The following is a 3462-nucleotide window of genomic DNA, read 5'->3' as shown; positions in this document are numbered from 1 at the left end:
GAAATAGAACGCGAAAGGCACTGTATTTGTGGGGGAGAGGCGAAGATAAGCTTGTGCCCATACCGCAGAATATATTGCAACGCGGCATCAATTTGCTATACCACGACATACAAAGAGTATTTCGGGTTCTACATAGTCCCTTACAAAAATCCGATGCTCAATAAATGTATCTAACGTCAGACGTCGGGATAACCATGAGCCTGTATACAGATTATCTAAAAGAAATTGAAACGCGCAAAAAACAGGGATTAAACCCTAAGCCTATAGAAGATGATGCGCTTACAAGAGAAGTTATTTCTCAAATCAAAGATCCGAATAATGAACACAGAGAAGATTCTCTAAAGTATTTCATCTATAACACCTTGCCTGGTACGACCAGCGCGGCAGGGGAAAAGGCGAAATTCCTGAAAGATATTATTCTTGGTGAAGCGAGCGTTGAAGAGATTACGCCCTCCTTTGCCTTTGAGCTACTTTCGCATATGAAGGGCGGTCCTTCGATTGAGGTCCTCCTTGATCTCGCCCTTGGTGATGATCAATTGATTGCGAAACAAGCCGCGGATGTACTGAAAACTCAATTTTTCCTTTATGACGCAGATATGGCGCGTTTGAAGGCAGCATTTGATGCCGGAAACATCGTGGCTCGTGATGTCCTTGAAAGCTATGCCAAGGCAGAGTTTTTTACAAAACTCCCCGATGTAGAGGAAGAAATTAAAGTTGTTACCTACATCGCAGCCGAAGGTGATATTTCCACCGATCTATTGTCACCGGGTAATCAGGCGCATTCTCGTTCAGATCGTGAACTACACGGCAAGTGTTTTATTTCTGAAGAAGCGCAAGCAGAAATTCAGGAATTGCAGAGACAGCACCCTGATAAGCGGGTGATGCTGATTGCTGAAAAAGGCACCATGGGGGTTGGGTCTTCCCGTATGTCTGGGGTGAACAATGTCGCTTTGTGGACAGGTAAACAAGCTAGTCCCTATGTTCCATTTGTTAATTTTGCGCCGATTGTTGCGGGTACAAACGGTATTTCCCCGATCTTCCTGACAACTGTTGGGGTAACTGGTGGTATTGGTATTGATCTGAAAAATTGGGTCAAAAAGCTGGACTCTGAAGGCAAGCCAATCCTGAACAATGACGGTAATCCGATCCTTGAGCAAAAATATTCTGTAGAAACAGGTACCGTTCTCACCATCAATACAAAAGACAAAAAGCTTCTCAATGATGCTGGTGATGAAAATCTAGCTGATGTGGCGTCTTCTTTTAGTCCGCAGAAGGTTGAGTTTATGAAGGCGGGTGGTTCTTATGCTATTGTCTTCGGTAAAAAACTCCAGACTTTTGCCTGTGAAACACTGGGTGTTGAACTGAAGTCTGCTTTTGCGCCTTCAAAAGAGATCCACCACGAAGGGCAGGGGCTGACTGCGGTTGAAAAAATCTTCAATGCAAATGCTGTTGGTGTTCGTCCCGGTGTTGTTTTGCATGCAGGGTCCGATGTGCGTGTGAAGGTGAATATTGTCGGTTCTCAGGACACGACTGGTCTGATGACGTCGCAAGAGCTCGAAGCCATGGCTGCGACAGTCCTATCCCCGACAATTGATGGTGCTTACCAGTCTGGGTGTCACACGGCATCGGTTTGGGATTTTAAAGCACAGGAAAACACACCCAAGCTGATGGCATTCATGCACAAGTTTGGTTTGATCACGGCACGTGATCCTAAAGATGTTTATCATTCCATGACAGATGTGATCCATAAAGTCTTGAATGATATCACTGTGGATGACTGGGCAATTATCATTGGTGGTGATTCTCATACGCGTATGTCAAAGGGTGTCGCTTTCGGTGCTGATTCAGGTACTGTTGCACTTGCTTTGGCTACAGGTGAAGCGACCATGCCGATCCCAGAGTCTGTAAAGGTAACCTTCAAAGGTACCATGGCTGATCACATGGACTTCCGCGATGTGGTCCATGCGACACAGGCACAGATGCTCAAGCAATTTGGCGATAACGTCTTTCAGGGACGTATCATTGAGGTCCATATCGGTACCTTGTTGGCAGATCAGGCGTTCACCTTCACTGACTGGACGGCTGAGATGAAAGCCAAAGCGTCAATCTGTGTATCGGAAGATGAAACCTTGATCGAATCTCTCGAGATTGCAAAATCACGTATTCAGATAATGATCGACAAGGGCATGGAGAACGATAACAAAATGCTCCATGGTCTGATCGCGATTGCTGAAAAGCGTATTGCCGAGATTAAATCAGGCGAGAAACCCGCTTTGACACCTGACGCCAACGCGAAATATTTTGCTGAAGTCGTTGTTGATCTGGATGAAATCGACGAGCCGATGATCGCCGATCCTGATGTGAACAATGCAGATGTTTCCAAGCGTTACACTCACGATACGATCAGACCAATTTCTTACTATCAGGCAGAGAAAAAAGTAGATCTTGGCTTTGTGGGTTCCTGTATGGTTCACAAAGGCGATGTGAAAATCGTAGCTCAGATGCTCCGTAATCTTGAAAAAGTAAACGGTAGTGTTGAATTCAAGGCGCCTCTGGTTGTTGCAGCCCCGACCTACAACATCATTGATGAGTTGAAGGAAGAAGGCGACTGGACTGTTCTGCAGAAGTACTCTGGGTTTGAATTTGACGATGCAGCCCCTAAGGTTGAGGCCCGTACAGAATACGAAAATATTCTCTATCTTGAGAGACCTGGCTGTAGTCTTTGTATGGGGAACCAGGAAAAGGCTGCCAAGGGTGATACGGTTCTGGCCACTTCTACACGTCTTTTCGAAGGGCGGGTTGTCGAGGATTCCAAAGATAAAAAAGGCGAATCTCTATTGGCTTCAACACCAGTTGTGGTTCTTTCCGCAATCTTGGGACGAACACCGACAATGGAAGAATATAAAGCCTCTGTCGAAGGTATCGACTTGACAAAATTTGCCCCGCCACTAACAAAGCCGGGAAATACAAAGTCAGCCCATTTCTAAATACCTAAAGCGGTTTTTAGCTTATTTATGCAGGGGTGGTCATTTTGGCCGCCCCTGTTGTACGTTTGGTCACCCTTGATATTTAATTAAAGGGGACAGATATGTGTGATGAATTTTTTAGTTTAATGCGGTCCGCTATCAGATTCTGATTATTGATCCGAGGTGTTATGCAGCGATGGACTGGCTTAGGGATACTAGAGGCTATAGGATTCAGTTAGAAAATACGACCACAAGAGTTGCTACTGGGGCGCGACTTTATGCACAAGCCTATTACACGACTTCAATCTGATGAATGAGTTTCGGAACGCCGCGCGTGGTTAGGTTCAACAACCCGAGATTACTTCTTTCTGAAGGTATCCAGTGTGACAATGTTATCACCGGATTCTCGTTGCTTTTCTTTGATTTTCTGTTCTTCCGGGCTGTTATCAGCATTTGCAGCAGTATCGCGGTTTTCAAAGCCGGCTTCTTCAAAATC

Annotated in this window: 1 protein-coding gene; it reads left to right on the top strand. The window is 45.4% G+C overall.

The annotated features are described in order from the left end of the window. Positions 1-194: 194 nt before the first annotated feature. The gene (locus tag Q0241_RS10115; RefSeq protein WP_299376927.1) at positions 195-2987 is read left to right on the top strand and encodes a bifunctional aconitate hydratase 2/2-methylisocitrate dehydratase; all 2793 of its coding nucleotides are present in this window, start codon (positions 195-197) and stop codon (positions 2985-2987) included. Positions 2988-3462 lie beyond the last annotated feature (475 nt).

The sequence above is a fragment of the uncultured Kiloniella sp. genome, from assembly GCF_937128705.1.
GTDB lineage: Bacteria > Pseudomonadota > Alphaproteobacteria > Kiloniellales > Kiloniellaceae > Kiloniella.
This window is presented reverse-complemented; position numbering and strand designations above follow the sequence as displayed.